General features: G+C 41.7%; 2 protein-coding genes. Both read right to left on the reverse strand.

Features of this window, described 5'->3' with window-relative positions; genetic code table 11:
• The coding region (locus tag H5202_RS23070) for a PAS domain-containing protein (RefSeq protein ID WP_182774062.1) at nucleotides 1–303 on the reverse strand (303 nt) is incomplete at its 3' end.
• A gap of 181 nt (nucleotides 304–484) precedes the next feature.
• Nucleotides 485–1103, reverse strand: a 619-nt coding sequence (locus tag H5202_RS23075; RefSeq protein ID WP_272490488.1) for a ShlB/FhaC/HecB family hemolysin secretion/activation protein, incomplete at its 5' end; no start/stop codon positions are given.

Raw genomic sequence — 1103 nt, forward strand, 5'->3', positions numbered from 1 at the left:
AGACCATCGTGCCGACCAAAGAATGTCAATTATTTTGCCATCTTTACGAACCCAACGATTTTCAAAACGAGGCTGATTTTTGCCATTGATCAATGATTCAACTACTTTAAGCGTTTTTACACCATCTTCTGGATAAACATGGTCAAGCATGGGTTTGCCTATCACTTCGTCAGGAGAATATCCAAAAATATCTTCAAATGCAGCATTGACATACACAAAAGCCCCAGCTTTATCTACCACACAAACAGCATCAAGCATTAAATCCATAACGTCTCTAAGCACCACTAAATCAATGGTCTTCATACTGTGCATACCTCGGGCAGATAGCTAAATTATTAAAGCTTAATATACAAGCTTATAAGTAGTGTTCAATAAACTCAATGGCTTGTAGCTATTTGATTTATTCATTGCGATTATTAAAGACAAAATGACAAGGTTAATTCGTTGAAGCATCGTTTATCCAGCAATCGAACGGTTTGCCGGATTAAAAATGGTCTTTAACTTGGAATCTGAACTCCCAAGCGTTGATGTCGTTTCCTGTGGTGATCGGGACGGCAATATCAACATGGGCTACGTTACCGTAACTTGATTTAGAAGAGTAAATCCGTGCGCCAATACCAATACTACCAATAGGGCCATCGACTTCGTTTTGCTCATCTGTGCCACCCGTTGCTTGACCTATATCGGCAAAAACAGCCCAACCTAACTCGGCAAGTTGATATAAGTTGATGTTTGGATAGTATCGGATTTCACTCGTGAGCAACCATTGATTGTCACCATGTTGGTAGTCGTTGGGATATCCCCGTACACCGGTTTCGTCGCCAAGAGCAAACGTTTGATCAAGATAGTTATTGTGTGAGGTTGCGATACGCGCCTTGGAATAGGCTGTCCACTTAGGGCTGATTTGGTGGAAAAATTCAGCGGCTAAACCGACATTATAAAAATCTTGTTGGCCAGTTTGAATATCCGTTCGAGCATTAAGGGTCATTAGCAATAATTGATTGTCTTCCTGCCAACCGCGACTGCTTGAAGCCGTTACGTGATAACCCACAGCAGCACTGTCGGCAACGTCATTGGTTTCCAATCCTAAACTTACAGTGTGG

The sequence above is a fragment of the Shewanella sp. SG41-4 genome (genome assembly GCF_014164505.1).
Taxonomy (GTDB): Bacteria; Pseudomonadota; Gammaproteobacteria; order Enterobacterales; family Shewanellaceae; genus Shewanella.